This window comes from Mesorhizobium monacense, from assembly GCF_056781675.1.
Genome location: NZ_CM165567.1, coordinates 3,503,508 through 3,529,032, shown reverse-complemented (window position 1 = coordinate 3,529,032; position 25,525 = coordinate 3,503,508). Strand labels below are relative to the sequence as shown.

Sequence of the window (25,525 nt, the reverse complement as noted above, 5' to 3'; positions counted from 1 at the left end):
GATTGCAACTCCGATCTTAGGACTTCATTTGCCTTCCCTCTTCAGGATAATATGACGCAGCGGGAGCAATGGCATGAGGATCGATTTGTCCCCGACAAGCTGGGGCAGGATTGTAGTGGTGACGGTCGTCGGCACGGCGATCTGCATTGGCGCTGCCTTCTTCGTCGATTCCTTCAATTTCCCCCATCTGTCGCCCGAAGCGCTGTGGCACGCGCAGTTGACCGACCTGTTCCTGCCGCTGGTGCTGGCGGGTTCGTTCTTCTTCTTCCTGATGTACAAGATGCGCCAGCTGGCCATCGCCCAGAAGGAACTGAGCATCGTCGCGGCCACCGACAGCCTGACGGCGGTGTTCAACCGCGGCGCCTTCTCGATGCTCGTTGAAGCCTATCTCGATCAGGCCCGCAGCCAGGCGGTCGTCAATGCCGGCGCGTTCCTGATCGTCGACGCCGATCATTTCAAGACCATCAACGATCGTCTCGGCCACGATTGCGGGGATCAGGCGCTGAAGCTGATCGCCAGGACGATCCAGGACCAGCTGCGCGGCGCCGACATTGTCGGCCGCATTGGCGGCGAGGAATTCGCGGTCTTTCTTCCCGGCGCCGACTCGTCTCAGTCCTGGCTGGTCGCCGAGGGCATAAGGCGGCGGATCCGCGAGGTGGAATTCGCCCCTGGCGGGCGGCCTTGCCCGCTTTCGGTAAGCATAGGCGGCATCGCCTTCAGCGGCCCAACCACCTATGCCGACATGTTCCGGGTGGCCGACGAGCACCTCTACAAGGCCAAGTCGAACGGCCGCGACCAGGTCAGCTTCGAAACGACCGGGCTGCGCGGCCCGGCGGTCGGCGACGCCGCGACAGTCCATTGAACAACAATCCTCCGGCAGCGTTCCGGCTGACGCCGGCAGGAAAGCGTCCCGATATCAGGCGGCGTAGCCGCCAAAACCGCGCGCGACCGGCTTGACCGAGACGGCGGGCTGGGCGGCCGGCCAGAGGACACCGGCGGTCACCGCAAAGGTGATCAGCGCATCGCGCGCCGCCTCGGTGGAAATATCGCCGGCACGTGCCGCTTCGCAGGCCTTCACCGCTGCGCCATAGCTCAGGCGGCGCCGCGACGGCGGGAATTCGGTCAGGAATTCGTGCATGTCGAACAGCGACGCAATCATGCGCTTGTGGCCGGCGCCAACGGTGACGGCGACCGGGGTGAAGAACATCCTGTCGTGCATTCTGGCCTCTCGGGTTGGGCGAAAAGGCGGCGGCCGCCGCTCTTCCGGTTGGGGTCGAACGCCAGAGAACGCGGCTGGCGGCAACAGGTTCCACGGTGAGGGATTTTTTGAGGGCAGTAAGGCAGTAAGGCGCCGATCGATGCGTCAGCGTTCCCCTGGTGCGCGTGCTAGCCGACTGGTGCCCGCCCTTTCCCGGCTACGACCTCTATTGTCCAAGCCGCAGGCAGTCCTGGCCGGGGTTTCGGTGCTGGTCGAGGCGCTGCTACAGGTGTGAGAAGGGATAGTTCCTGGGCCTATGGAGCGAAAGCGGTCGTCGTCATGTGGCCCGGAGCGAGTGGCGGCCCCTCAAAATGCGCCGACAGCAGCAGGAAAAGGATGGCGATGCCGGCGATAAGGGCGGCAACGACATTGACGAACAGCCTCCCGGCCAGTTGCCCCAATCTCTGCCGCCAACTCATGGCGGATGGTACGAAACGCATCCCTGCCTCCCTTTGGCGGATGGCAATGCAGCTTTCAGGCGTCCGCTACGCGCCGAGGTCACGGCGCGAGCGGTGCCAACCGGTCTCAGTCCAGCCTCTGTGCAAGCCACAACTCCAGACCCTCTTGATGACCAGGCGGTCGTGATGCCAGCGCTTGTGCACTCTCACGCCGCAGTCGCGGTGGTGGCGGTGATGGCGCCAGTAACGCCGGTCGTCGTAGTCGCGCATGGCGAACTGGCGGTCGTGATGGCGGCGCCATTGGTAACTGTCACGATCGCGGCCCCAGCCGTCATCGGCGGTGATCGTCAGGCTTGCCGCCTGCACCGGAGCAGTCACCGGTGCCAGCGCGGCCATGGCGAGCATGGTTGCGAGGATCAGCTTTCTCATCTCGGCCTCCTTTGCATTAGGCTTTGCTAACCGAAATCCATCCGTCGGCCGATGGTTCCATCGCGATCAACCGCTAAAGTCCCTGACGCATGTCAAGAAAGGGCATTGATCGAGGAGCTGTTTGTCGCGACGGCGGCGGTCGGATCAGTCAGTCTCGTCGGGGGCGTGGAGGACGAGGTAGTCGGTGGAAACGGCATCGGGGCCTGTCCCTCGGGTGACGCGAACCGTGGCAACCCTCTGCCCCGGCGTCAGTGTCGCCGAGTCGACCGGCCGGCACTGGCCGATCATGCCGGTGCCTTGCAGCCTGCCGGGCAGGGCGACGGTGCACGCGGCCATGTCCGGATAGACGACGGGCTGTATCTGAGCCGGACGGCAGAAAACCATGTCCGGGCTGCATGAAAGCAGGATCATTGCCGCCGCCACAGGGTCCATCGTCGTGCTCCGCCTGAACGCGGATCAACGCAAGGCGCGGTCTTTGGTTGCCGGCACGGGGACAGACGGCGGCTGGCGGCGGCCTATTTCCACATGCCGCGCATGCGCGCGCCGAGGTCGACGCGCACCTGCGGCTGGCGGCGCGGATCGTCCTTGGCCTGGACGCTCGCCCACGCCGTCTGTTCGAAGGCGGCGAGGATCGAGGCAGGGATGAAGCGGGTGCGCGAGGCATAGACGTGGCGGTCGCCACGCGCCGCCTGGCCATGGACGAAGAAGCGCTGCGGCATGACTAGGTGCAGGCTATCCCTGGCCCGCGTCATCGCCACATAGAGCAGGCGGCGCTCCTCCTCGATATCCTCCTTTGTGCCGACGCCGAGATCGGCCGGAATGCAGCCGTCGACGGAATTGAGCACGAAGACGTTCTTCCACTCCTGGCCCTTGGCCGAGTGGATGGTCGACAGGATGAGATAGTCCTCGTCGCGATGCGGCGGCCCGGCCTGGTCGCTGGTCGCGTCCGGCGGATCGAGCGTCAGCTCGGTAAGGAAGCGCTCGCGCGAGGCGTAGCCGGATGCGATCTGCTCGAGCTGCAGAAGGTCGGCCCGCCGCGTCGTCGCGTCCTCATGGATGCGCTCCAGATGCGGCTCGTACCAGAGCCGGACCTGTTCGAGATCGGCTGGCCATTTCGCGCCGGCCCGCAAGCCGGAATAGAGCGCGATGAAGGCCGGCCAGTCTTCCGCCGCGCGCTGCGGCGGCCGGTAGCGGGCAAGCCCCATCGCCTCGTCGAGCGACGTCGCCATGGTCTCGACGATCTGCGAGGCGGCCGAGGGGCCGATGCCGGGTAGAAGCTGCAGCACGCGAAACCCGGCGACGCGGTCGCGCGGGTTCTCGGCAAAGCGCAGCATCGCCAGCATGTCCTTGACATGGGCGGCGTCGAGGAATTTCAGCCCGCCGAACTTGACAAAGGGGATGTTGCGGCGCGTCAGCTCGATCTCCAGCGGCCCGCTGTGGTGCGAGGCGCGAAACAGCACCGCTTGCGATTTCAGCACCGTGCCGCCCTCGCGCTCGGCCAGGATCGCCTGGCAGACATAGTTGGCCTGCTCGGCCTCGTCGCGCACGCTGACCAGTTTCGGCTTCTGCGAGGATTTGCGCTCGGTCCACAGGTTCTTGGTGAAGCGCTCCGATGCTTGGGAGATCACCGCATTGGCGGCGGCGAGGATGGTCTCGGTCGAGCGGTAGTTGCGCTCCAGCGTGACGATCGCGGCTGCTTGAGCGAACTGTTTTGGGAAATCGAGGATGTTGCGCACTTCGGCGGCACGGAAGGAATAGATCGACTGCGCGTCGTCGCCGACCACCGTCAGCCCCGATCCGTCCGGCTTCAGCGCCGTCAGGATCGAGGCCTGCAGGCGGTTGGTGTCCTGGTATTCGTCGACCAGCACATGGTCGAAGCGCGCACTGAGATGCGCCGCGATCTCCGGCTCGGCCGCCATCTGCGCCCAGTAGAGCAGCAGGTCGTCGTAATCGAGAACGTTCTGCGCCTGCTTGGCCTCGACATAGGCGGAAAACAGCGCCTTCAGCTGCTCTGCCCACCCCGCGCACCACGGAAACGCCGAACCCAGCACCTCGCCGAGCGGTGCCTGCGCATTGACGGCGCGCGAATAGATGGCGAGGCAGGTGCCCTTGGTCGGAAAACGGCTTTCCGTCTTGGAGAACCCGAGCTCGTGGCGGGCGAGGTTCATCAGGTCGGCGGCATCCTCGCGGTCGTGGATGGTGAAGGCCGGGTCGAGGCCGATCTCCAGCGCATAGTCGCGCAAGAGCCGCGCACCGATGCCGTGGAAAGTGCCTGCCCAGGTCAGCGCGTCGGTGATGACCGAGGCATCGCGGCCCAGCACCTCGCCGGCGATGCGCTCGACCCGCTTGGCCATCTCGGCGGCGGCGCGGCGTGAAAACGTCATCAGCAGGATGCGGCGCGGGTCGGCGCCTTTGACGATCAGATGCGCGACGCGATGCGCCAGCGTGTTGGTCTTGCCGGATCCGGCCCCCGCGATCACCAGCAGCGGCGCGGCAACCATGCCTTCGCCATGCTCGACCGCCAGCCGCTGCTGGTCGTTCAGCTTGGCGAGATATGCAGGCTGGAAGGTCGAATCACCGGCAGCGAGGTTCATCGCCCATCAAGCATCGTTTCCGCTTTGTTCGCAACGGGTCGGCCGAGGTCGGTCGCCGTAATCAAATGAGCTAGTGCCAGCTTCTCTCCTGCTATGTTATTCTCTAGTTTAAAGGGCGAGAAATTCTTGTTATAAGTTGAAAGTTATCGACTTATTTTTGGTTGGCAAAAAGATAATAAGTATATTTCTCGTTAAGTGAAAATCATGGGCAATCAAAATGCACGCCAAGTCATGGCGGTGGTGTCGTTAGTTTTGACTTCGGACCCAGGTCTGTCCCAAGACCTGCTGCATGACAGGCAGGTTTCAGAAGAGGCGGTGAGAATGGTCAGCGCCCGGTCGTATTCCGACATCCTGAGTCGAGCTTGCCTCAATGGGTGGCGGTACTCTCGAAGTGCAATCGAAAGTGGCTTTGAACGGCACTTTCAGGAAATGAAACTGGTGATGGTCGGTGAGGGTCACGTGATCAAGATTGACGTGACAGCGAACAAATCCCCGATGGTCCAGGTAGAATTCGATGCCAAACGGCGACTCAGTCTGCCGCGCCAATTTGGCTGTTTTCGACCCTATTGGCTCGACGACTGAAGTTGAGGTACCGGCCCGCGACTGGTGCTCTACCGCCTCGGCTCCACGCCCATCGCTGCCGACTGGCGCCGCAGCGCACGGCGCTCGTCGCCAGGCATCGGCAACGGATCGAAATCATCCGGCACGTCGGCGATGACCTTTTTGGTGAAGCGATAGGTCGCATAGGCGAACAGGCCAACAATCAGCAGACGGATCATGATCAAATCCTCCTTCGGCGGACCAACCGGGGGGAGAGCATTTTGTTCCGCCCTCCCTGCGGCCCGGCTTGCCGTGCAACCAAACCGGCACCGCATCGTTTGCCCCTGATGAAAGGGGGCGGACGAGAGGAGGTTGTCATGAAGAAGCTTCCGATGCTGCTGGCCCTGGCGGCAGGGCTCGCACTCGCTGCTTGCGACAACAACATCCCGCCGACCAAGGCGCCCGTGGACCAGAACACGCAGGTCGACAAGAACCCGGTGCCGAAGTCGACGACGGGTGGCGATCAGCCCGGCACGCCGCCTGCGCAGTAACGATGATGCCTCTCAGGGCAAGGGCGTGTGGCCCGATCAGGACATCGGGCGGGAAATCACGCTGGCCACAGAAGAAGGCCGGCGCTGCTTGGGAGGAAGCTGAAAGCGCCGGCCAAGCGGGAAATCAGGCCCGCCGCACAAGGAAGATAGCTGAGTCTTGCCGTTGCGTCATTGTACGAATGCGTACGGCCGTCGGGCTGTTGCAAACGTGCATCGCGTAAATGGGTTACTCGAGGAAACGTCTCGAAATTCAGTGGCTGGCTTGGACTGTGCGAGTTGCAAACCTGAACATACGCCAGCAGGCAATCGAATTGATGTATTTGCTTTGATGTTCGTTCGGCGGTTCTGGTGAGCCGCCCTCACTGCTGGCGTTCGCCGCTCATCTCGATGTCGAGCTGGCGCTGCGTCAGCGCTGCCTCGGCCATCACCCATTGCTTGAACAGCACCACCTTGCGTGCCGCCAGCGCCATGTCGGGGCTGACGAAATACCAGCCGGCGGTGTTGGGATGGTGAACCGCAAACGGCGCCACCAGCCGCTCGGCGCGGATGTCGCTCGCCATATAGGCGCGGTTAGCCACGGCAAAACCCATGCCGGCATTGGCCGCCTCGTAGGACATCATGCAGGAATCGAAATAGATGCTTTTCGTCTCGCCGAGCACGAAGCTGGCGCCGGCAAAGCCCAGCCACGACTGCCAGTTCTGGGTGCAGGTGTCGGAATGCAGCAGCGTGAAATGCTGCAGATCTTCCGGCGTCACCTTGGACAAGGGCTTGTCGCCGAGAATTTCGTGGAACAGCTTGCGGCTGCATACCGGCGTCAAATCTTCCTTGAACAGAAGATCTGCCTTCAGATCGGGGAAGTGGCCGTCGCCATAGCGGATTTCGAGATCGAAATCGGACGCCGCCAACTCATGCGTGGCATACGAGGTCGAGACCCGCATCTCGATATCGGGATATTGCTGCTGGAACGACGGCAGGCGCGGAAACAGCCAGCGTGCCGCGAAGGTCGGCAGCACCGAAATCTTCAGCACATGCGCCTGCGACTGCCCGGTCGCCTCCATGCTTGCCGCCACGATCCGCTCCAGCGCTTCGCGCACGCGCGACACATAGGTCTCGCCCTCAGGCGTCAGCGACACGGCATTGCCGCCGCGCTGGAAGATCTTGAAGCGCAGCTGGTCCTCGAGGCTCTTGACGCGCTGGCTGACCGCCGAGGCGGTGATGAACTGCTCTTCGCCTGCGCGCGTGAAATTCCTGTGCCTCGCGGCGCTTTCCACGATTTTGAGCGAATTGAGGTTGACCTGACTGAGCAGACGCACGGTTTCGACCTTAAGCTGGGCTTAGGGTAGCACCAGCATTCCTAATTTTACAGGGGGTGCTAATTTAATTGACTGTCGTTCAAGTGTTGTCCCCAATCCTGGAGAAGTACAATGAACGCACATACCATCCCGGAATTGCGCTATGCGATGAGCCGTGAAGCCATCATCGGCCACGAGACGGCCTGGAACGTGTCTAGTTTCGGCGTCGCGCAGTATCGTCACGGCTATGACACGGCGCTGCTTGCCGCCATCGAGGAGGCCGCGCTGAAGCTCAAGGCCAGCCACGCCGTGCACAAGCACCTCGACCTCACCTTCATCACCGGCGCCGACCGCTTCATTCCCGAAATCAAGGAATTGCTGCACGACAAGCTGCGCCTGGAGCGGCTTTCCGATATGATGGGCACCAAGCTCGAACCCTATCCGCTGTCGATCGTTGGCTCGACCGTTACCTTCATGAATCCCAGGGATGGCGCCGTCGATTGGCATTGCGACGGCGTTCCGGTCACTGAACTCATTCCGCTGTCGATCAGCGATCCGCTGGTCGGCGGCCATCTCGAAATCTATTGCGACGATTCAGAGACCGGCCGCGCCATCCTGGAATCCGGCCGCGAGATCCCGCGCAACCGCGTCATGCGCATCGACCACAAGATGAACTACGCCACACTTGGCCAGTTTCTCGGCGTGCTCCACCGCACAGCACCCATCCAGCTCGGCGAGCGCGTCACGCTGGTGCTCAACCAGCGCTCGGTGTCCAAGCCTTATGTTGACGACAACCGCATGTTCTACCTCGCTGCCGACAACGACCAGGACCGCGAATGGGTCAACGAGCTTGCCGAGGATGTGTGGACCAACCAGCTGCCGGCCTACCGCCGCCACGAGGAGGAACGTCCGGTTCCACAGCCGCTCGACGCGGCTGTGCCGGGCGGAGCAAGGGAATCATGGTAAGCAGGCCATGGGCGGGAACCGGTTTTTGCTGAGCTGACCTTCGATTTCGGAACCGATCATGGTCAAACAGGAGCATACACTCCCGTCCCGGTCCGCCCTGGGCGGGTCGGGTTCGAGATCCGCGCTGGTCTTTGCCGCCGGCGCGGTCGCGCTGTGGGCGACCAACGCGCTGGTCGGCAAATCCCTGCTCGCAAGCCATTCGGTGTCACAGGTGCAGTTCCTGCAATTTGTTGGCGCCGCCCTGGTCTTTGCCTTGATCCGGATGATCGGCCGGGATGGCGGCAGGCGACGGATGCCGCAAGATGGCGGGGCGGGGGTGAGTGCTGCTCTGGTGCCGTTCGCCGTCGGCATCATCGGCCTTGTCGGCACCATGGTCCTGCAATATGTCGCCTTCGCCTCGATGCCGGTCATCGAGGCCAATCTCGTCGCCTACACCTGGCCGCTGATGGTCGCGGCGGCGATCATCGTCCTCGACAGGCCGCGCCGTCCGGCGCTGCTCGGCATCACAGCTGCGCTCGGCTTCGTCGGCGTTGCGCTGGTGATTTCGGGCGGTCGCGAACAGTCGTGGTTCCAGGGCAATCTCGCCGGCTATCTCGCCGCCTTCGGGTCGGCGCTGTGCATGGCCTTCTATTCGATCGTCGTCGGCCGCCTTGCCACGTCGCCGGACCGCCTGCTGCTGCCTTCGGCGCTGGTCGGCGTGGCGCTGACATTCCTGTGGTGTGTCCACGACGGTGTCGCCTGGGACATCGGCCCATACCTGCTTGCCGGGCTCTATCTCGGCGCCGGTCCGATGGGCCTCGGCTACTATTTCTGGTCGCGGGCGCTGAAGCTCGACCAGGGCGGCAAGGTCGCGGTCGTCGCCTATCTCACGCCGATCGCCTCGACCCTTCTGCTGACGTTTTCGGGTGAAAGGCTGACGATCACGGCCATCGCCGGCGCCGTCCTCGTCATCGGCAGTTGCATTGCGGTTGGCATCGAAGGCTCGGAGGCCGAAAACCATGCTTGACGAGGATGAACGCCGCGCTAGACAGGAAGCGCACTGGCTGGTCAGGGAGTTCGGCGCCGAAGCGCCGCTCTATGCCGCAATGAAGGCAGAAAAGGCGATTGAGCAGAAAGATTTCGGTCGTTGCGCCCGCTGGAAGCGTATTCTCGAGATTTTGTCCGATTCCGTACACTCAAAGTCGACCGCTTCCAAGTATTAGATTTTCTAATTTGCACCGCCGTAGGCGGCCATTAAAATATCCAGCTGTATCGATTCTGCATGGGTTACTGATTTTTAACGGTCCGTTGGGGAACGGGGTGAAATCGATACATCGAAAGATGTATCCAACAGAGCTGGCGACTTGATCGCCAGCAGAGGGAAAAAAATTGAACAATATCGATGACAGGACAGCAATCGAACTCACTGCCGACATTGTCTCGGCCTATGTCGGCAACAATCCGCTTCCGGCCGCCGGCCTGCCGGACCTGATCGCCAGCGTCAGCGCCTCGGTGCGAAAGCTGGCTGGCGCCAGCGCCGTCAAGGAGAGCGCGGCGCTGACGCCGGCCGTCAATCCGAAGCGTTCGGTATTTCCGGACTACATCGTCTGCCTCGAGGATGGAAAGAAGTTCAAGTCGCTGAAGCGACACCTGAGCACCGACCACGGGCTGACGCCGGACGAGTACCGCGCCAAATGGGGCCTTGCGCCCGACTATCCGATGGTCGCGCCCAGCTATTCCGCCACCCGCTCGGCGCTGGCGAAGTCTTCCGGTCTCGGCCGCAAGCCTGCCGCGGCCGCGCCGGCCAAGGTGGCGAAGCGCAAGGCCAAGAGCTGATCGCGGACTGCACGATATGTCGCCCAAAGTGCGCGGCAGTTTGGGCGACATGCAATAAACAAAGACTTGAAGCGCGTCGCGTGAATCCGTTTCAGAGCGACGCGCTTTGACGTGCTCTAACGTTGCCCTATCAGTTTCTGGGTTCCGGCGGCGCCTGAGCGCCCTTGCGTTTCGGATCTTGCGCGTTCGCCAGATTGTCGGCTTCGACCGCCGTCATCTCGAGAAAATAGACCAGCATGTGGTAGCGCGTCCGTGAAAGCATCTTCGCCAATTTCCGGGTTATAGCGGCGACATATCTGAGCGCGCGCAGATCGTTCGCTGCCTCGTCCATGGTGGGCTCCTGACCAGGTAAAATTCTTCTTGGCGCCCAAGTCGAATCGAGGCGCAATGACAAGGTCACAGCATCGGCGCAAAAATTGAAATCAATTCTTCGAAAAAATATCGTGGCCGGAGCAAAAGTTTTTCTGGTCTTTGCGCATCCAAGGCGCACGCGCCGCACTAGTATATGTTGAGGATGAACTTCAAGTTGTCTGCTGCATCGATTTTTTGCTCGGCAACGAAGGTCGGCCGATTGAGGTGAAGTAGTCTGGCCGTCAGACGTCGACAACGAGGCCTATTCGACCAACCCAGCCGCAAGCTCTTGCGAAGCGCCGCCCTCCCGTGCAAAAGCGCGGCCATGCTTGTTATCAACGACCTTTCGCTCCGCATGGCCGGACGCCTGCTTCTCGACCATGCCTCGCTGACCTTGCCGGCCGGCACCAAGGCCGGCCTCGTCGGCCGCAACGGCACCGGCAAGACGACGCTGTTCAAGGCCATCACCGGCGATTTCCCCTCCGAGACCGGTTCGATCAGCCTGCCGAAGAGCACCCGCATCGGCCAGGTGGCGCAGGAAGCGCCGGGCACCGAGGAGCCGCTGATCGAGATCGTGCTCAAGGCCGATGTCGAGCGCCAGGCGCTGCTCGAAGAGGAGAAGACGGCGACCGATCCGCACCGCATCGCCGACATCCACATGCGGTTGGCCGATATCGACGCGCATTCAGCCGAATCTCGCGCGGCCACCATCCTGGCCGGCCTTGGCTTCGACGATGCCGCGCAGCGCCGCCCGGCCTCGTCCTTCTCCGGCGGCTGGCGCATGCGCGTGGCGCTCGCAGCCGTGCTGTTTTCCGAGCCCGATCTGTTGCTGCTCGACGAGCCGACCAACTACCTCGACCTTGAAGGCACGCTGTGGCTGGAGAACTACGTCTCCAAATATCCGCACACCGTGCTTTTGATTTCCCACGACCGCGACCTGCTCAACCGCGCCGTCAACTCGATTGTCCATCTCGACCAGAAGAGGCTGACCTTCTGGCGCGGCGGCTACGACCAGTTCGAGCGCCAATACACCGAGCAGCGCGAATTGCAGGAGAAGGGCCGCGTCAAGCAGGAAGCTGCGCGCAAGCACATGGAGTCCTTCGTCGAGCGCTTCCGTGCCAAGGCTTCCAAGGCCAGGCAGGCGCAGTCGCGCATCAAGGCGCTGGAGAAGATGAAGCCGATTGCGGCAATCGTGAACGACACGGTGCGGCCGTTCTCCTTCCCCGAGCCGGTCAAGACTGTGGCTTCGCCGATCATCGCGCTGAACGGCGTCAATGTCGGCTACACCGAGGGCCAGCCGATCCTGAAGAAGATGACGCTGCGCATCGACGCCGACGACCGCATCGCGCTGCTCGGCGCCAACGGCAACGGCAAGTCGACCTTCGCCAAGCTTTTGTCCGGCCGCTTGAAGCAGGAGACCGGCACCATGACGGTGGCGCCTGGGCTGAAAGTGGCGATCTTCGCCCAGCACCAGCTCGACGATCTCAGGCCGGAGGAGAACGCCTATGAGCATGTCCGCCGGCTGATGCCGGAGGCGCCGGAATCGAAGGTGCGCGGCCGCGTTGCTCAGTTCGGTCTCACCACCGAAAAGATGAACACCGCCGCCAAGGACCTGTCGGGCGGCGAAAAGGCGCGGCTCCTGATGGGCCTGTCGGCCTTCGAGGGGCCGAACCTGTTCATCCTCGACGAGCCGACCAACCACCTCGACATCGACAGCCGCGAATCGCTGATCCATGCGCTGAACGAGTTTCCCGGCGCCGTCATCCTGATCTCGCACGACCGGCATCTTTTGGAAGCAACGGCCGACCGGCTGTGGCTGGTCAAGGACGGCGCGGTCAACCCGTATGACGGCGATCTGGAGGATTATAAGACGCTGGTGACCGGTGTTTCGGGTGACCGCCGCGGCAAGCGCGAGGCGGACAAGGCGTCAAAGGCCGACCGCCGCCGCGATGCGGCGGCGCGGCGCGCCGCCTTTGAGCCGCTGGCCAAGGAAATCCGTGCCACCGAAGCGCTGATGGACCGCATCCGCAAGCGCATGGACCTGATCGAGGACGAGCTCGCCAATCCGGCGATCTACGAGAAGGATCCCTCGACCGCGACCAGGCTCGCCAAGGAACGCTCCCAGCTCGCCCAGACACTGGCCGGTCACGAGGAAAAATGGCTGACCATGTCGGCGGAATACGAGGAAGGCACGGCGGAGTAGGGGAGAAGGGAAGGCCTCATCTGGCCCTACACGCCGCCCTCGCAACCGGCTAGTTTGGCCCCATGAACCAGCATGCCAAGCTCCGCATCGGCCATTCGGCCTGTCCGCATGATTGCCCGTCGACCTGCGCGCTCGAGGTCGAACTGCTCGACGAAAAGCGCATCGGCCGCGTCCATGGCGCCAAGGCCAACAGCTACACATCAGGCGTGATCTGCGCCAAGGTTGCGCGCTATGCCGACCGCGTCCACCATCCCGACCGCCTGCTGAAGCCGCTGGTGCGCGCCGGCGGCAAGGGCGAGGGCGCCTGGAAGGAATCCAGTTGGGAAGCCGCACTCGATCTCGTCGCGGAGAAGTTCATCGCGGCTGAGGAAAAACACGGCTCGCAGACGGTCTGGCCCTATTACTATGCCGGCACGATGGGGCTGGTGCAGCGCGACGGCATCGACCGGCTGCGCCATGCCAAGAAATACTCGGGCTTCTTCGGCTCGATCTGCACCAACCTGGCATGGACCGGCTGGATGATGGGGGCAGGCGCCTTGCGCGGTCCAGACCCGCGCGAGATGGCGAAGTCGGACTGCGTGGTGATCTGGGGCACCAATGCCGTGGTCACCCAGGTCAACGTCATGACCCACGCCATCAAGGCGCGCAAGGAACGCGGGGCGAAGATCGTCGTCATCGACGTCTACGAGAACGCGACGATGAAGCAGGCCGATCTCGGCCTTGTGCTGAAGCCCGGCACCGATGGCGCGCTGGCCTGCGCGGTTATGCATGTGCTGTTCCGGGATGGCATGGCCGACCGCGCCTATCTGGAAAAATACACCGACGATCCGCGTGGGCTGGAAGAGCATCTAAAGGAGCGCACGCCGGAATGGGCGGCTTCGATCACCGGTCTGACCGTGGCCGAGATCGAGGTCTTCGCCCGTCTCGTCGGCACGACCAAGAAGACTTACTTTCGCCTCGGCTACGGCTTTGCGCGCCAGCGCAACGGCGCGGTCAATATGCATGCCGCTTCCTGCATCGCCGCCGTCACCGGCTGCTGGCAGTATGAGGGTGGCGGCGCCTTCCATTCCAATTCCGGCATCTTCAAGCTGAACCAGGATGTGCTCGAAGGCACCGCGATGCGCGACCCCAACGTCCGCCATCTCGACCATTCGCGCATCGGCCCTGTGCTGACCGGAGCGGCAGACGCGCTCTATGGCGGTCCGCCGGTGACGGCGCTGCTGATTCAGAACACAAATCCGGTGAATGTCGCGCCCGAGCAGCGGCTGGTGAAGCAAGGCTTCCTGCGCGGGGATCTCTTCACTTGCGTGCACGAGCAGTTCATGACCGATACGGCAAAACTTGCCGATGTCGTGCTGCCGGCAACGATGTTTCTGGAGCATGACGACGTCTACAAGGGCGGCGGCAACCAGCACATCACGCTCGGCCCGAAGCTGATCGATCCGCCGGAAGGGCCTCGCACCAACCACTTCGTCATCGAGGAACTTGGCAAACGCCTCGGCGTCGCCGACCGGCCGGGCTTCGGCCTGACAGAAAGGCAGCATATCGACATCATTCTCGGCAAGCGTGGTCTGGGCAGCTTCGACAGCCTGAAGGCGCAAAAGTGGGTCGACCTGCAGCCGGACTTCGAGGCCGCGCATTTCATCAATGGTTTTGGCCATCCGGATGGAAAATTCCGCTTCCACGCCGACTGGACCGGGCAGGCCGCTCCCAACCGGCCGCCGAAAAGCATGGGCCTGTTCGGGCCGGTGGAACGGCTGCCGGAATTCCCTGATCATGTCGACCTGATCGAGGTGGCGGATGAAGCGCACCCGTTCCGGCTGACGACATCGCCGGCGCGCAATTTTCTCAACTCGACCTTCGCCGAGACGCCGGTGTCGAAGGCCAAGGAGGGCAGGCCGGAACTGCTGCTGCATCCCGACGACGCGGCCGCTCTCGGACTAGCTGATGGCGACCGCGTCGAGGTCGGCAACCAGCGTGGCGAGCTGGTGCTGCACGCCAAACGCTTCGACGGCATCAAGCGTGGCGTGGTGATCGCAGAAGGCATCTGGCCGAACAGCGCGCATGAGCGCGGCGAAGGCATCAATGTGCTGACCGGCGCCGATGCTCCGGCGCCCTATGGCGGTGCGGCGCTGCACGACAACAAGGTCTGGCTACGCAAGGCGGAAGAGCTGGGCGCCTAGCGGTGGCTTCCAGATTTGGCATCTGGCCCAAGTGCCTGCCGTCGCGGCTGCCAGCTCCCGCGTCTATAGAGGCTTCCCTCAGCTGAGACGAGGGAGGATGCCATGACCGGGATTTCGCTTCTGGGAATACCGCATGACGAGAATTCGTCCTATCTGCGCGGCGCGGCGGCAGCGCCGGCACTGATCAGGCGCGAATTGCACAGCGACGCCCACAGCTCGTGGAGCGAAACGGGCTTCGATTTGACGGATTGCTTCGTCGACCATGGCGACATCGACTTTACAGGCGCCGGCGACCCGTGGGAGCGAATCGAAAGCGAGGTCGGCCGCGCGCTGGATGCCGGCAGTCCCCTGATCAGCCTCGGCGGCGACCATGCCATCGCCTGGCCAATTCTTCGCGCCGTGCGTCGCCGCCACCCCAGCCTGACGATCGTCCAGATCGACGCCCACCCCGACATCTATCCTGCCTATCAGGACAATTTGCGCTCGCACACCTCGTCCTTCGCCCGCATCATGGAGGAGCGGTTGGCCGACCGGCTGATCCAGATCGGCCTGCGCACCCTCAATGACGACCTTCGCGACCAGGTCAGGCGGTTCGGCGTCGAGGTGGTCGAGGCGCGCCATTTCAACGAGGGCTTGCGGCTCGACCTCAAAACGCCCGTCTACCTCTCGGTGGACCTCGACGGCCTCGATCCGGCCTTTGCGCCCGGCGTCTCGCACCGCGAGCCCGGTGGGCTGTCGACCCGGCAGGTGATCAGCCTCATCCAGGGCATCGACCAACGAATCGTTGCTGCCGATGTCGTCGAATACAATTCAAGCCAGGATGTCTCCAACCTGACGGCGCTGGTCGCCGCCAAGCTGGTGAAGGAGATCGCCGGCATGATGCTGAAGACCAACAGCGCGACTGCGGGCTGAATCAATTTGGCAAGGCGGCGTGCTAGACGATTGTTCCGACTCGCATTTCAACAGGAAACGCCATGCCACCCCTCAGGATAGCCGTCGCCGGTGCGCTCGGCCGCATGGGCCGCCAGATGGTGGAAGCTGTCGAGGCTGATCCGCGGCTGGCGCTGGCCGCTTGCTTCCATCGGCCAGGCATTACCGGCGCGGGGCTGGTCAGCCGCGACGAGGCGCTTGTATCAGCCGATGTCATCGTCGACTTCACCACGCCTGCAGCGTCCGTGGCATTGGCCGAAACCTGCGCCGCTCGTGGCGGGCCGGCTCTGGTGATCGGCTCGACCGGCTTCGACGACCGGGAGCTCGCCGCCATAGCCGCTGCTGCCAAAACCGTCGCCATCGTTCGCTCCGGCAGTTACTCTCTCGGGCTCAACTTGCTGACTGGACTGGTCGAGCAGACGGCAAGCGCACTCGATCCCGAGGATTGGGATGTCGAGATATTCGAGGCGCATCATCGCTCCAAGGTCGACGCGCCGTCGGGCACGGCGCTGATGCTGGGCGAGGCCGCTGCCAGGGGACGCGGCACCGAACGCGACGGCGTGGCGCGCCGTGCTCGCGACGGCATTACCGGGCCGCGTCCACCCGGCGAGATCGGCTTCGCGGTGATGCGCGGCGGCGGCATCGTCGGCGAGCACAGTGTCAGCTTCTGCGCCGAGGGAGAGATGGTCACCCTGTCGCATTCGGCCGGCGACCGCGTCATGTTCGCGCGCGGCGCCATCGCCGCCGCCCTCTGGGTGGCCGGACGCTCGCCCGGTGAATACGACATGCGCGACGTCCTGGGGTTCAACGCCTCGTGACGAGCAATTCTGGCTGATTTCGACTAGTTACCGTCATCAAACGGCTGAAAGCCAGCTGAAAGCTTGGGCATGCCATGACGGTGCCGCGGTGTTCACCGCGTGACCGGTCCTGGTGGCCGGCGAGGAGGAAATGCGGCGCAGCCTTTTGGCGCGCCGCCTAGGTGGAGGAAGTTTTGTGACCGGTTTTATCTCGAAGTGCGCCTTGCGTTCAGCAGCGCTGACGCTTGCCATCGCCGCCATGGGTGCCACGGCGGCATCGGCCGCCGACAAGATCACCATCATCGTTGGCGGCATGGAAAAGCAGATCTACCTACCGGCCGTGCTCACCCAGCAGCTCGGCTACTTCAAGGATCAGGGGCTCGATGTCGAGCTGGTCAATTCGCGCGCCGGCGTCGAGGCCGAAAATGAGTTGCTGGCCGGCGCCGTGCAGGGCGTTGTCGGTTTCTACGACCACACTGTCGACCTGCAGTCGAAGGGCAAGTACATCCAGTCGATCGTCCAGTTCAGCCAGGCGCCGGGTGAGGTCGAGCTGGTGTCCGCCAAGCACCCCGAGATCAAGTCGCCGGCCGACTTCAAGGGCGCCACGCTCGGCGTCACCGGTCTTGGCTCCTCGACCGATTTCCTGAGCCAGTATCTTGCCGTTCGCAACGGGCTGAAGCCCGGCGACTACACGCTGCTGCCGGTCGGCGCCGGCAACACCTTCATCGCTGCAGTCAAGCAGGATCAGATCCAGGCCGGCATGACCACCGAACCGACCATTGCCCAATTGCTGAAGACCGGCGAGGCCAGCGTTCTGGTCGACATGCGCACGCCGGAAAAGACCAAGGAAGCGCTCGGCGGCCCCTATCCGGCGGCGTCCTTCTACGTCCAGTCCGCCTGGCTCGAGGACCACAAGGACGAGGCACAGAAGCTCGCCAATGCCTTCGTCAAGACGATGAAATTCATCGCCACCCATTCGGCCGAGGAGATCGCCGACAAGATGCCGAAGGACTATTACGCCGGCAACAGGGACCTCTACGTACAGGGGCTGGCCGGCGGCAAGGCGATGTTCACGCCCGACGGCCGCATGCCGGCCGACGGCCCGCCGACCGTGCTCAAGGTTCTTTCGACATTCTCCAAGAGCCTGCAGGGCAAGCAGATCGACCTGTCGAAGACCTATACGACGGCATTCGTCGACGCCGCCAAGTAGAACAAGGGCTTGCGCCGTTCGCTTGAATCAAACCGGCGGCGCAGCCCATTGCCAGAACCACCAGGAGACCCGCGGCTGCGCTGTGGGCTCGCTTGCCCCATCGCGACAGGAGTGTGCCATGCAACTGCAACCCATGGCGGCCGAGAGGTTGTCTCAGGCCGCGCCGCCGGCCGATGCGGCGATCGCCATCGACGACGTGACGCTACGCTTCGTCACGCCTGACGGCCACATGATGACGGCGATCCGCGACTTCACCATGACGGTGGCGCGCGGCGAGTTCGCCTGCGTCGTCGGGCCGACCGGCTGCGGCAAGTCGACGACGCTCAATCTCGTCACCGGCCTGTTGCGTCCGACGACGGGCAATGTCCGCGTCATGGGCAGCCCCGTCACCGAGATCAGCCGCGACATCGGCTTCGTCTTCCAGGCCGATGCGCTGTTTCCGTGGCGCAGCGTCATCGACAATGTCGCCGCCGGGCCGCTCTATCGTGGCATGGCCACGGCGCAGGCCTATGAGCGGGCGCGCGACTGGATCGGCCGCGTCGGCCTCGGGCGCTTCGAAAAGCACTATCCGCACCAGCTCTCCGGCGGCATGCGCAAGCGCGTTGCGCTCGCCCAGACCTTCATCAACCAGCCCAAGATCCTTTTGATGGACGAGCCGTTCAGCGCGCTCGACATGCAGACCCGCACGGCCATGCAGGACGAGCTGCTGGGCCTGTGGTCGGAGCAGAAATCCTCGGTCGTCTTCGTCACCCACGACCTCGAGGAGGCGGTGGCGCTGGCCGACAAGGTCTATGTGCTGACGGCGGGGCCGGGCACGGTCAAGAGCGTCTACCGCATCGACCTGCCGCGCCCGCGCGTCATGGCCGACATCCGCTACGATCCGAAATTCATCGAGATCGCCAAGGTGATCTGGAACGATTTGCGCGAGGAAGTGCAGCTCGGCCAGAGCCGCACCTTGCGGACCGGCCATTGAGAGGAGACACCGCCATGACCGCCATCTCTTCCATCGCCGACCATGCCGCCACGCGCGACGCCTCCATCGCCGTTGCCGAAAGCCGGGCGAGGGCGCGGCTGCGCCGCCGCCATGCGCTGGTCATCGGCCTGCGCCTGGCTATCCTCGTCGTCTTCCTCGGCCTGTGGGAACTCGGCGCCGATTACAATTTCATCGATCCGTTCTTCTTCGCCAGCCCGTCCGGCATCTGGCAGCAGGTCTGGTCGTGGATCACCGAAGGCACTTCGCAAGGTCCGCTATGGCTGCAGATCTATGTGACGCTGGAGGAGACCTTCCTCGGCTTCGTCATCGGTGCCCTTGGCGGCATCGCCGCCGGCATCATCCTTGGCCGCAACCGGCTGCTCGCCGATGTCTTTTCGATCTACATCAAGATCGCCAACTCGGTGCCGCGCGTCGTGCTCGGCTCGGTGTTCATCATCGCGCTTGGCCTCGGCATGGCTTCCAAGGTGGCGCTGGCGGTGGTGATGGTGTTCTTCGTCGTCTTCGCCAATGCCTTCCAGGGCGTGCGCGAGGCCGACCGGGCAATGATCGCCAACGCCCAGATATTAGGCGCCTCGCCGTTCCAGATCACCCGCACTGTCATCATCCCCTCGGCGATGAGCTGGATCTTGGCGAGTCTCCATGTCAGCTTCGGCTTCGCGCTTGTCGGTGCCGTGGTCGGCGAATTCCTCGGCGCCAAGCAAGGCATGGGCCTGCTGATCTCGACGGCGCAGGGCGCCTTCAATGCCAACGGCGTGTTTGCCGCCATGATCATCCTGGCGGTGATGGCGCTGGTGGTGGAATTCATCATTACCCGCTTCGAGAACTACGTCGTCAAATGGCGGCCTGCTCCGTTCAACGAGCAGGGTACCTGATCGATCAGGCCAGAGGCAGCCGCACCTCGACCACCAGGCCGCCGGCCGCGCCGTCCGCAAGGGTGACGCGGCCGCCGGCATTTTCGGCCACCTCGCGCACGATGGCCAAGCCAAGTCCGCTGCCTTCCTCGGTGGCGCCGGCGATGCGGTAGAAGCGCTCGAAGACATGGTCGCGTTCTTCAGCGGGTATGCCCGGTCCGTCGTCGGCCACCGTCAGCACGGCTTCGACATCGATGGCGGCCAGCTTGACCGTGACGGTGCCGCCGGCCGGCGTGTAGCGCAACGCATTGTCGACCAGGTTGACGATCATCTCGCGCAGCATGGTGCCGTCACCGACCACCGTCACCGGCCCGGTTTCGTCAAGACCGAGGTCGATGTTGCGCGCGAGCGCCGCCGGCGCCTGCGTCTCCAGAACATGGCGGGCGGCCTCGGTCAGGTCGACGCGGTCGGCGCGCGGCCGCCGGCTGCCGGGCTCGGCCCGCGACAGGGTGAGCAGCTGTTCGGCCAGCCGCGCCAGCCGGCCAGAGCTGGCTTGCAGCGCCACCAGCGCCTCCTGGCGCGCCTCGACGGCACTTTCGCGCAGCGCGTAGCTCGCCTGCGTCGACAACAGCGCCAGCGGCGTGCGCAGCTGATGCGCGGCATTCGCGATGAAGCGGCGCTGCGCCGCCATCTGTGCCCGCACCCGCTCCATATAGACGTTGAGCGCATCGATCAGTGGCCGGATCTCGCTCTGCGCGCCAGTGACTTCGATCGGGTCGAGATCGCTGCGGCTTGGCGAGCGCACAGCGTCGCGCAGCCTGATCAGCGGCGCCAGGCCGCGGCTTAGGCCGAGCAGCACGAAGACGCCGGCAATCGCCACCAGCGCCAGCTGCTGGGCGAAGGCGCTGAACCACAAATGCTGTACCATCGTGTCGTGTCCGGCCAGCGTGACGCCGACGGTGACGGATATCGGCGAGTCCGAGCCGGCGCCGACCACCGCATGGCTGAACGTCAGCAGCCGCAGCGTGTGGTCGCGATAGGCGGCTTCCATGCTGGGGCGCCCCGGCGCAACGGGCAGGTCGGGATAGCCGGTCAGCAGCCGTCCGCCGGCGGTCTCGACATGATAATAGACGCTGTCGCGGTCGCCGGTGTCGAACATCTCGATCGCCGCTGGCGGCACCGTGGCGTCGAGAACGCCGTCGACGATGGCGACCTGCTCGGCAATCGCGCGTGCCGACCCTACCAGCATGCGATCCGTGACCAGGTCCGCGGTCGCCAGCGCGCTGCGGTGGCTGGTCCACAAATTGATGGTGGCGAGCCCGGCGAGCGGCAGCACCACCCAGGCCAGCAGCTGCAGGCGGAGGCTTCTAACTGGCATCGCGCAGCAGGTAACCGAGGCCACGCAAGGTGGCGATCTGGACCCGCGATCCTTCGAGCTTCTTGCGCAGCCTATGCACATAGATCTCGATGGCGCTGGGGTCGGCGTCTGTCTCGAAATCGAAGATCGCCGACGACAGCGCCGCCTTGCTCACCGTGCGCCTGGCCTTGACCATCAATTGCTCCAGCACCGCATGCTCGCGCGGCGTCAGCGCCAGCGTGTCGCCGGCCACCGAAAACAGCCGCGTGTTGGTGTCGAAGACGAGATCGCCGCAGGCAACGACAGGTGCTGTCCGATCGTTGACGCGGCGCAGCTGCACGCGGATGCGTGCCTCCAGCTCCTCGACCTGGAACGGCTTGGCCAGATAGTCGTCGGCGCCTTCGTTGAGGCCCTTGACACGGCCGTCGAGGCTGGCGTTGGCGGTCAGTACGATGATCGGCACCCGGTTGCCGCGCCCCCTGAGCATGCGCAGCACCTCCAGCCCGCCCATGCGCGGCAGTGCCAGGTCGAGAATGACAAGCGCATGGTCGCCTGCGGCCAAAGCATGCTCGACATCCTCGCCGTCATGCACGACATCGACGACATAGTTCGCCTGGCGCAAGGTCTTGCCCAGCCAATCGGCCAGTTCGCGATTGTCTTCGACAAGCAGCAGCCGCATTTTCTATCGCTGTTCAGGAATGCTGCCCGCCGGGTCTCATCGGGTGTTTCCGACGAACGCGGCCAGGCAGCGTCCGATTGGATGCCCGTGACAACGGATAATATCGATCCGCCCGCAAGGCAAACTCCAAGCTGGCAAACATTGTCACTGGCCTTTGGGCGGCGCAACTCCTGTCAATTGCCATAAACGTGCACGACAGTGTGAACGCCGGCTCGGAAAATCTTGTCGCCGGAACGAGGTGTATTCGCCTAACCATATGATATCGCTTGATAAGATTATGGCGGGGGAAGCCTCCGGCCGGATTTCAAGCGCCGTTCCTGAGGTTTTTCGGGCACATCTTCGTGACTGGAAATGGCAGTACCACAGACCCATCTGGGGGTGGTCCGAGCGACGCGAATTCCTCCCAAGGCACGCCACTTGACGGACAGAACAGTGAACTACCGGAGTACCTGAAATGACCAAGATCGCTCTTGCCGCCGCCGCCATCCTCGTTGCCACGGGCAGCGCCTTCGCGGGCAGCGACCACTATGGTTCGAACAACGTCAACCAGCCGGCCGTTACCGCGCCTGCCGACAATCTGGACCACAGCTTCACGGCTTCGATCCGCAAGCCGGTCGAGCACAACGGCTTCAAGTTGACGCCCGATTCGGTCCAGCCGGAATCCGGCCAGGGCATCTGGGGCCGCTAAGCGCGGACCCGATCCCGCCATCCTCGTTGCCACCGGCGCCGCTTTCGCTGGCAGCGAAAATTATGGCTCGGCCAACGCCAACCAGCCGGCGACTGCTGTGGTCGACAGCACCGTGACGGCTTCGATCAGGACGACGGACGCGTCGGTCCAGAGGCCGCTGACCCAGGGCGCCGACCGCAACCTGTTCGGCAATCGCTGATCGGTTCGATCCGCGAAAAGACCTCAAGGCGGCGGGCTTGTCCCGCCGCTCTCTGTCGCTGTTCTGCAACGAAGCGCGGCTAGCCCAATTCCTTCGGCCTGAGGCAATGCGTCAGCCGGCCACTGCCGAAGGTGAGATCCGCCCAGTCGCCATCGACGTCAAAACGGGCCAGCGCCGCGGTCGGGAATTTCTCTTCGAGCCTTTTCAGCGCCCCGGCATCCGATCCGTCGCCGGCAAGCTGGCGTGCGAACTCTTCCAGCCCGGGATTGTGACCGATCACCAGAAGGCTGCCTGCCTTCGACTTTGCCTGCCGCACCTTGGCCAGAATGTCCGCGGCTGCGGCTTCGTAGAGCGCCAGGGCAAAATCGGCCGGCACTTTTTTTGGCAGTTCCGCCGAGACCAGCCGCCATGTGTCGCGGGTGCGCAGCGCCGACGACACCAGCGCCAGATCCGGCAGCCATCCGCGCCTGGCCAGCTCGCGCCCCATCAGAGGCGCAGTCTTCAGCCCGCGCGGTCCGAGTGGCCGGTCGAAATCGGTGAGCTTGGGGTCGTCCCAGCTCGACTTGGCGTGGCGAAGTACAAGCAGGTGCCTGGTTAGTTGCCTGGTTGTCGCCATGCCAGCCTCTCTTACGGCGTGATCCGCGCCAGTTGCTCAAGATCGCGCTCTTCGCGCAGCGGGTCCGGCGCCATCACCACCGAGGTGCCGTTCTCCGCGTCGTCGGCGAAGTGGGCGAGCACGGTGTGGCCCTTCTCCATGCGCGCCTTGCCTTCGGCGACCAGTCCCAACGCCAGCGGATAGAGCCGGTGCTCGGCCTTGAGCACCCGTGCGGCCAGCGTGTCCTCATTGTCGCCGACCATGACCGGCACCGCCGCCTGGGCGATGATCGGGCCGTCATCCATGTCGAGCGTGACGAAATGCACCGTGCAGCCATGGATGCGCATGCCGGCACGGAGCGCCCGGGCATGGGTGTCCAGCCCCTTGAAGGCCGGCAGCAGGGCAGGGTGGATGTTGACCATCCGCCCCAGCCATTTCTCGACGAAGCGGGCGCCGAGGATGCGCATGTAGCCGGCGAGCGCCACGATCTCGGCGCCGAAGCCCACGAGCGCGGCGTCGATCGCCCCGTCATGCGCTTCCTTGCTGGCATAGTCGGCGCGTACGATGACCTTCGTCGGGATGCCCCGCGCCTGCGCGATGGCAAGCCCGGCCGCGTTGGCCCGGTCGGAAATGACGCCGACGATCTCGGCCGGATAGGCCGGGTCCGCCGCCGCGGCGATCAGCGCCGTCATGTTGGAGCCGCGCCCCGAAATCAGCACCACGGTGCGTTTCTTGTTCATAGGCCGATCGAGCCCCGATAGATGACGCCGGCGTCGCGGCGCGGCACGATGCGGCCGATCGGCGTCACCGTCTCGCCGGCCTCCTGCAGCACGGCGGCGACCTGCGCCGCCTGGCCGGAGGCGACGGCGAGGATCATGCCGATGCCGCAATTGAAGGTGCGCATCATCTCTTCCGGCGCGACGCCGCCGGTCTTGGCCAGCCACGAGAACACCGCCGGCACCTCGATGGCCTCGAGGTCGAGTTCGGCGGAGAAATCCTTCGGCAGCACGCGCGGGATGTTTTCCGGGAAGCCGCCGCCGGTGATGTGCGCCAGCGCCTTGATGCCATGCGTGTTGCGGATCGCTTTGAGGATCGACTTGACGTAGATGCGCGTCGGCTCGAGCAGCGCCTCGGCCAGCGTCGACTCGTCGTTGAACGGCGCCGGGTCGCTCCAGGCAAGACCGCTCACGCCGACGATGCGGCGCACCAGCGAAAAGCCGTTGGAGTGCAGGCCGGAGGAGGCGAGGCCTAGAAGCACGTCGCCCTCGACGATGTCGTCGGTCGGCAGCAACTGGCCGCGTTCGGCGGCACCCACGGCAAAGCCGGCAAGGTCGTAGTCGTTGCCGTGATACATGCCGGGCATCTCGGCCGTCTCGCCGCCGATCAGCGCGCAGCCGGCCTGGCGGCAGCCCTCGGCAATGCCGCCGACAATCGCGGCACCCTGGTCGGGATCGAGCTTGCCGGTGGCGAAATAGTCGAGGAAGAACAGCGGCTCCGCGCCCTGCACGACGATGTCGTTGACGCACATGGCGACGAGGTCGATGCCGATCGTGTCGTGCTTGCCGGCGTCGATGGCGATCTTCAGCTTGGTGCCGACGCCGTCATTGGCGGCGACCAGCACCGGATCGGTGAAGCCGGCGGCCTTGAGGTCGAACAAGCCGCCAAAACCGCCGATCTCGCCATCGGCGCCCGGCCGGCGCGTCGCGCGCACCAGCGGCTTGATCTTCTCGACCATCAGATTGCCGGCATCGATGTCGACGCCCGCCTCGGCATAGGTGAGCCCGTTCTTGCGCTTGCTCATTTCCGGCGCTTGCTCATCTGTTGCGCTTGCCCATCGCTGTTTTCACTCACTTGCGGGCTCTTCGCATGAACGGCCCCGCCTCGCAAGGATGACGGTGTTATGGAGGGGGTTGCTCCCCGATAAAAGCGTGGAGAGCTTGGCCCTTGCCGCCTCGCCCTTACGGACGCCCCTCACGTTCCCTCAGCACCATGTCGACGCGATCGAGCAGTGCCTTGCCATACTCACTCAGCGCTATCCCGCCATTGTCGGTTCGAAACCAGTGCACGGCACGCTTCACCCGGTCATAGTGCCCAAGTTCGATTTCGCAGGCGATCAGCGCCAAGATATCGGCTGCGGAGGGTTGGGTGAGTTTGTAAGGCATGTCGAGCGGCTCGCTGTTTCCGGCGACGTAAGCGGCGATGTCCGGGTTCTCGGCCCTGATGCGCAGCGCCAGCTCAACATACTTCCCTAACAACGTGTCGATGCTCGCTCGGTCAAGATGACTGAAATAGCGAGCGTAAGATTTTAGCTCATTGTTGAAAATCGTCTCGGGAAAAAACTGCGCCAGTCCAGTCCAGATCCATTTTTTGCCGTACAGCCTTTCAAGCAATGGCCGGACAGTGAGAAAGTCCAGATAAACGAGCATGTTCACATGAACATCGCCATCGCCTCCAGTGAAGGCCTCTTCGAGAATCAGGCTGATGCCGTCGCTCCGGTCGACTTCGAAGACACCTTTCCGGATGCGGCGAAAGCCTCGTTCCCTCATGGCCGTATCAAGATACTGACGCGCTTCGCCAACGGGCAAGGACAAGGTTCGACTCCTCATTGTAGTGCCATGGTGCCTTGCTGGTCGCTGAAGAGTCCA

Annotated in this window: 30 protein-coding genes; 16 read left to right on the top strand and 14 right to left on the bottom strand. The window is 63.9% G+C overall.

The window, feature by feature from the left end:
• Positions 1-73 precede the first annotated feature (73 nt).
• Positions 74-862 carry a GGDEF domain-containing protein gene (locus AC1RUK_RS17260; RefSeq protein ID WP_481834649.1) on the top strand — a complete coding sequence of 263 codons (789 nt, stop codon included), beginning with the start codon at positions 74-76 and terminating at the stop codon, positions 860-862.
• A gap of 54 nt (positions 863-916) precedes the next feature.
• Here the strand turns inward: AC1RUK_RS17260 and AC1RUK_RS17255 are convergent, their stop codons facing one another.
• The 5 genes from AC1RUK_RS17255 to AC1RUK_RS17235 form a co-directional block, all read right to left on the bottom strand.
• Positions 917-1,219: a DUF982 domain-containing protein gene (locus AC1RUK_RS17255; protein ID WP_006201573.1), complete on the bottom strand. Its 303-nt coding sequence runs from the start codon at positions 1,217-1,219 to the stop codon at positions 917-919.
• Between the two features lie 293 nt (positions 1,220-1,512).
• On the bottom strand, positions 1,513-1,698 hold the full coding sequence (locus AC1RUK_RS17250) for a hypothetical protein (protein ID WP_436175884.1): 186 nt from the start codon (positions 1,696-1,698) through the stop codon (positions 1,513-1,515).
• Positions 1,699-1,743: 45 nt separating this feature from the next.
• Positions 1,744-2,085: a hypothetical protein gene (locus tag AC1RUK_RS17245; RefSeq protein ID WP_481834650.1), complete on the bottom strand. Its 342-nt coding sequence runs from the start codon at positions 2,083-2,085 to the stop codon at positions 1,744-1,746.
• Between the two features lie 144 nt (positions 2,086-2,229).
• Positions 2,230-2,469, bottom strand: coding sequence for a hypothetical protein (locus tag AC1RUK_RS17240; protein WP_481834651.1), 240 nt, complete (start codon positions 2,467-2,469; stop codon positions 2,230-2,232).
• 131 nt (positions 2,470-2,600) lie between these two features.
• Entirely contained in the window at positions 2,601-4,679 is a 2,079-nt protein-coding gene (locus AC1RUK_RS17235; protein WP_481834652.1) for an ATP-dependent helicase, read from the bottom strand.
• Between the two features lie 204 nt (positions 4,680-4,883).
• On the opposite strand from AC1RUK_RS17235, the gene AC1RUK_RS17230 reads away from it, so the two are divergent.
• Positions 4,884-5,261 (top strand): hypothetical protein, encoded by a 378-nt coding sequence (locus AC1RUK_RS17230; RefSeq protein WP_481834653.1) that lies wholly within the window; start codon positions 4,884-4,886, stop codon positions 5,259-5,261.
• 29 nt (positions 5,262-5,290) lie between these two features.
• Here AC1RUK_RS17230 and AC1RUK_RS17225 read toward each other — a convergent pair whose 3' ends face one another.
• Entirely contained in the window at positions 5,291-5,458 is a 168-nt protein-coding gene (locus tag AC1RUK_RS17225) for a hypothetical protein (protein WP_481834654.1), read from the bottom strand.
• Between the two features lie 138 nt (positions 5,459-5,596).
• Here AC1RUK_RS17225 and AC1RUK_RS17220 point away from each other — a divergent pair, with 138 nt between their 5' ends.
• On the top strand, positions 5,597-5,770 hold the full coding sequence (locus tag AC1RUK_RS17220; RefSeq protein WP_481834655.1) for a hypothetical protein: 174 nt from the start codon (positions 5,597-5,599) through the stop codon (positions 5,768-5,770).
• Positions 5,771-6,129: 359 nt separating this feature from the next.
• Here AC1RUK_RS17220 and AC1RUK_RS17215 read toward each other — a convergent pair whose 3' ends face one another.
• Positions 6,130-7,083, bottom strand: coding sequence for a LysR substrate-binding domain-containing protein (locus AC1RUK_RS17215; protein ID WP_481834656.1), 954 nt, complete (start codon positions 7,081-7,083; stop codon positions 6,130-6,132).
• A gap of 111 nt (positions 7,084-7,194) precedes the next feature.
• Between AC1RUK_RS17215 and AC1RUK_RS17210 the strand changes: the two genes are divergently transcribed.
• From AC1RUK_RS17210 to AC1RUK_RS17195, 4 genes are all read left to right on the top strand, one after another.
• Positions 7,195-8,028, top strand: coding sequence for a hypothetical protein (locus AC1RUK_RS17210; RefSeq protein ID WP_481834657.1), 834 nt, complete (start codon positions 7,195-7,197; stop codon positions 8,026-8,028).
• A 58-nt stretch (positions 8,029-8,086) separates the two neighbouring features.
• Complete coding sequence (locus AC1RUK_RS17205; protein ID WP_481834658.1) at positions 8,087-9,034, top strand: DMT family transporter; 948 nt, start codon at positions 8,087-8,089, stop codon at positions 9,032-9,034.
• The gene (locus AC1RUK_RS17200) at positions 9,027-9,230 is read left to right on the top strand and encodes a hypothetical protein (RefSeq protein ID WP_006201563.1); all 204 of its coding nucleotides are present in this window, start codon (positions 9,027-9,029) and stop codon (positions 9,228-9,230) included. Before AC1RUK_RS17205 ends, AC1RUK_RS17200 begins: the two co-directional genes overlap by 8 nt.
• 166 nt (positions 9,231-9,396) lie before the next feature.
• Complete coding sequence (locus AC1RUK_RS17195) at positions 9,397-9,843, top strand: Ros/MucR family transcriptional regulator (RefSeq protein WP_481834659.1); 447 nt, start codon at positions 9,397-9,399, stop codon at positions 9,841-9,843.
• Between the two features lie 130 nt (positions 9,844-9,973).
• Here the strand turns inward: AC1RUK_RS17195 and AC1RUK_RS17190 are convergent, their stop codons facing one another.
• A complete protein-coding gene (locus AC1RUK_RS17190; RefSeq protein ID WP_481834660.1) occupies positions 9,974-10,174 on the bottom strand; it encodes a hypothetical protein in 201 nt (66 codons plus the stop codon).
• A 345-nt stretch (positions 10,175-10,519) separates the two neighbouring features.
• On the opposite strand from AC1RUK_RS17190, the gene AC1RUK_RS17185 reads away from it, so the two are divergent.
• The 7 genes from AC1RUK_RS17185 to AC1RUK_RS17155 all read left to right on the top strand — a co-directional run bounded on the left by AC1RUK_RS17185 (position 10,520) and on the right by AC1RUK_RS17155 (position 19,383).
• Positions 10,520-12,397 (top strand): ABC-F family ATP-binding cassette domain-containing protein, encoded by a 1,878-nt coding sequence (locus AC1RUK_RS17185; RefSeq protein ID WP_481834661.1) that lies wholly within the window; start codon positions 10,520-10,522, stop codon positions 12,395-12,397.
• 62 nt (positions 12,398-12,459) lie between these two features.
• Complete coding sequence (locus AC1RUK_RS17180) at positions 12,460-14,580, top strand: molybdopterin-containing oxidoreductase family protein (protein WP_481834662.1); 2,121 nt, start codon at positions 12,460-12,462, stop codon at positions 14,578-14,580.
• Between the two features lie 102 nt (positions 14,581-14,682).
• The gene (locus AC1RUK_RS17175) at positions 14,683-15,492 is read left to right on the top strand and encodes an agmatinase family protein (RefSeq protein ID WP_481834663.1); all 810 of its coding nucleotides are present in this window, start codon (positions 14,683-14,685) and stop codon (positions 15,490-15,492) included.
• Positions 15,493-15,554: 62 nt separating this feature from the next.
• On the top strand, positions 15,555-16,328 hold the full coding sequence (gene dapB, locus AC1RUK_RS17170; RefSeq protein WP_481834664.1) for a 4-hydroxy-tetrahydrodipicolinate reductase: 774 nt from the start codon (positions 15,555-15,557) through the stop codon (positions 16,326-16,328).
• Positions 16,329-16,566: 238 nt separating this feature from the next.
• Positions 16,567-17,517, top strand: a complete 951-nt coding sequence (locus AC1RUK_RS17165) for an ABC transporter substrate-binding protein (protein WP_481839473.1) — start codon at positions 16,567-16,569, stop codon at positions 17,515-17,517.
• 118 nt (positions 17,518-17,635) lie between these two features.
• A complete protein-coding gene (locus AC1RUK_RS17160) occupies positions 17,636-18,490 on the top strand; it encodes an ABC transporter ATP-binding protein (RefSeq protein ID WP_481834665.1) in 855 nt (284 codons plus the stop codon).
• A gap of 14 nt (positions 18,491-18,504) precedes the next feature.
• Positions 18,505-19,383, top strand: a complete 879-nt coding sequence (locus AC1RUK_RS17155) for an ABC transporter permease (RefSeq protein ID WP_481834666.1) — start codon at positions 18,505-18,507, stop codon at positions 19,381-19,383.
• A gap of 4 nt (positions 19,384-19,387) precedes the next feature.
• Here the strand turns inward: AC1RUK_RS17155 and AC1RUK_RS17150 are convergent, their stop codons facing one another.
• Both AC1RUK_RS17150 and AC1RUK_RS17145 read right to left on the bottom strand, forming a co-directional pair.
• Positions 19,388-20,740, bottom strand: a complete 1,353-nt coding sequence (locus tag AC1RUK_RS17150; RefSeq protein ID WP_481834667.1) for a sensor histidine kinase — start codon at positions 20,738-20,740, stop codon at positions 19,388-19,390.
• A complete protein-coding gene (locus tag AC1RUK_RS17145) occupies positions 20,730-21,398 on the bottom strand; it encodes a response regulator (protein WP_481834668.1) in 669 nt (222 codons plus the stop codon). The genes AC1RUK_RS17150 and AC1RUK_RS17145 overlap by 11 nt, the downstream gene beginning before the upstream one ends.
• A gap of 454 nt (positions 21,399-21,852) precedes the next feature.
• On the opposite strand from AC1RUK_RS17145, the gene AC1RUK_RS17140 reads away from it, so the two are divergent.
• Positions 21,853-22,086: a DUF680 domain-containing protein gene (locus AC1RUK_RS17140; protein WP_481834669.1), complete on the top strand. Its 234-nt coding sequence runs from the start codon at positions 21,853-21,855 to the stop codon at positions 22,084-22,086.
• 19 nt (positions 22,087-22,105) lie between these two features.
• Positions 22,106-22,285, top strand: a complete 180-nt coding sequence (locus AC1RUK_RS17135; RefSeq protein ID WP_481839474.1) for a DUF680 domain-containing protein — start codon at positions 22,106-22,108, stop codon at positions 22,283-22,285.
• A gap of 79 nt (positions 22,286-22,364) precedes the next feature.
• Here AC1RUK_RS17135 and AC1RUK_RS17130 read toward each other — a convergent pair whose 3' ends face one another.
• From AC1RUK_RS17130 to AC1RUK_RS17115, 4 genes are all read right to left on the bottom strand, one after another.
• A complete protein-coding gene (locus AC1RUK_RS17130) occupies positions 22,365-22,901 on the bottom strand; it encodes a SixA phosphatase family protein (protein WP_481834670.1) in 537 nt (178 codons plus the stop codon).
• Between the two features lie 11 nt (positions 22,902-22,912).
• Complete coding sequence (gene purN / locus AC1RUK_RS17125) at positions 22,913-23,620, bottom strand: phosphoribosylglycinamide formyltransferase (protein WP_481834671.1); 708 nt, start codon at positions 23,618-23,620, stop codon at positions 22,913-22,915.
• Positions 23,617-24,681 carry a phosphoribosylformylglycinamidine cyclo-ligase gene (purM, locus tag AC1RUK_RS17120; RefSeq protein WP_481834672.1) on the bottom strand — a complete coding sequence of 355 codons (1,065 nt, stop codon included), beginning with the start codon at positions 24,679-24,681 and terminating at the stop codon, positions 23,617-23,619. The genes purN and purM overlap by 4 nt, the downstream gene beginning before the upstream one ends.
• A gap of 157 nt (positions 24,682-24,838) precedes the next feature.
• Entirely contained in the window at positions 24,839-25,471 is a 633-nt protein-coding gene (locus tag AC1RUK_RS17115) for a hypothetical protein (protein ID WP_481834673.1), read from the bottom strand.
• Between the last annotated feature and the right edge of the window lie 54 nt (positions 25,472-25,525).